The organism is Comamonas terrae (assembly GCF_001544075.1).
Lineage (GTDB): Bacteria > Pseudomonadota > Gammaproteobacteria > Burkholderiales > Burkholderiaceae_C > Comamonas > Comamonas terrae.
In genome coordinates, this window is record NZ_BCNT01000033.1 from 1 (window position 1) to 1,969 (window position 1,969).

Annotated in this window: 1 protein-coding gene and 1 pseudogene; both read right to left on the reverse strand. The window is 65.7% G+C overall.

Annotated features, from left to right (window positions below; genetic code table 11):
• Nucleotides 1–171, reverse strand: a pseudogene (locus tag Cte04_RS22100) (peptidase M20); the annotation flags it as partial.
• Complete coding sequence (gene uraD, locus Cte04_RS21670; protein ID WP_066483897.1) at nucleotides 168–1,955, reverse strand: 2-oxo-4-hydroxy-4-carboxy-5-ureidoimidazoline decarboxylase; 1,788 nt, start codon at nucleotides 1,953–1,955, stop codon at nucleotides 168–170. The pseudogene Cte04_RS22100 and the gene uraD, both read right to left, overlap by 4 nt.
• Nucleotides 1,956–1,969: the final 14 nt, after the last annotated feature.

Sequence of the window (1,969 nt, forward strand, 5' to 3'; positions counted from 1 at the left end):
CTTGATCAGCTCGGCCGTGCGTTCGGCATGGGGCGCGTTGTTGCCGGGGGGCGTGTCGGTGGGGACCTGGACCATGGCCTGCAGGAAGCGCACTTCCTCGTCGAAGTGCTGGTCGATCCAGGCGTCCAGGGCTGCGTAGGTGGCTTGCTTGTTTTGGTTCATGTTGGTCATTGCTGCTCTTGAGCCAGTTGGTTGAGTACGTGGGTGAAGGCATCCACGGACAGTTGCATGTCGTCGGACGTGGAGGATTCGAGCGGGTTGTGGCTGATGCCCGCGTTGAGGCCGCGCACGAAAAGCATGGCCTGGGGCATGATTTCGTGCAGCTTCATCGCATCGTGGCCGGCGCCGCTGGGCATGCGGAACAGGGGCACGCCCAGGTCGGAGACGGCGTTTTCCCAGCGCTTTTGCCATTCGGGGGCGCTCGGTGCGGCAGCGGCCTTCATCGACAGCTCCGTCGTGTAGCGCAGGCCGCGGCGCTCGGCGATGGCCGCCAGCTCGGCCATGATGTCCTTGATCATGGCATCGCGCTGCTCGTTGGTGGGCGCGCGCAGGTCCAGCGAGAACTGGCAGCGGCCGGGCACCACGTTGACCGAGCCCGAAGGCACGTTGAGCTGGCCGATGGTGGCCACGCTGTCGCCGTCCTGGGCTGCACGCTTTTCGATGTACAGGGCCAGCTCGGCCACGCCGGCGGCGGCGTCGCGGCGGCGGTTCATGGGCGTGGTGCCGGCGTGGCTGGCCATGCCGATCATCTCGCACACATAGCGGGCGCTGCCGTTGATCGAGGTCACGATGCCCAGGGGAATGTCCAGCTCGTTGAGCACGGGACCCTGTTCGATATGCACTTCGATGAAGCCCAGGTACTTGGCGGGATCGCGTTCCAGCTTGGGGATGTCGTCGATGCACAGGCCGGCATGCTGCATGGCTTCGCGCAGCGTGATGCCGTCGGCGTCCTTCTGGTCCAGCCATTCCTGCTTGAAGTCGCCGACCAGGGCGCCCGAGCCCAGGAAGGTGGCCTTGTAGCGCTGGCCTTCCTCTTCGGAGAAGCCCACGACTTCAATGCTGAAGGGCAGGCGCTTGCCCTGGCGGTGCAGTTCCTGCACGCAAGCCATGGGAACGAAGATGCCCAAGCGGCCGTCGTACTTGCCGCCGTTGCGCACGGTGTCGTAGTGGCTGCCGGTCAGCAGGGTCTTGACGCCCTTGGCCTCGTATTCCGGGGCCGCCTTGTAGCGGCCGACCACGTTGCCCACGGCATCGATCTCGACTTCGTCGAAGCCGCATTCGCGCATCCAGTGGCTGATGCGCTGGGCGCAGGCACGGTGGGCGTCGGTCAGGTAGGTGACGGTCAGCTGGCCCTTTTCGGCATAGCCGGGGTCGCTGTGCTGGGCCAGGCGTTCCTGCCAGTCCCAGACTTCGTTGCCCAGCGTGGGCTCGTAGCCGAACTTGTCGTTGAGGCGGATCTCGGCGATGCGGTGGATGTTGCGCAGCGCCTCGGCCTGCTCGTAGTCGGGGTGGTTGTGCAGGCGGCGCTCGAAGGTCTCGATGATCTCCGCCTTGGACAGGCCCAGGCCGCGCGGACCGCGCACGGCCAGGATGAAGGGGAAGCCGAAGCGCTTGCCGTATTCCGCATTGAGCTTGCGGATGTGCTCCAGCTCCTCGGGCGTGCAATTGGTCAGGCCGGCCTTGGTCTGCTCGTTGGTCGATTCGGCCGTGAGCGTCTTGGTCTCCATCTGCTTGCCGGCCAGCTCCGGGTGGGCGCGGATCAGGTCCAGCTTGGCCTGCTCACTGGCTTCGGCCAGCACCTTGGCCATGGCGTGCTTGATGTGCGCCATGGACTTGAAGGGACGCTGCTCCAGCGCCTTGGCGGCAATCCAGGGCGAGTGCTCGTACAGGCCATCGAGCAGGTCGGTGGCGGTGGCCGCGTCGGCGGCGTTCAGTTGTTCAAGGGTCAGAGCCATGTCGCAATCAATCC

Bases quoted from the DNA above. Each gene is read 5' to 3' on its own strand.
- uraD (WP_066483897.1), bottom strand. From the start codon at position 1,955: ATGGCTCTGACCCTTGAACAACTGAACGCCGCCGACGCGGCCACCGCC.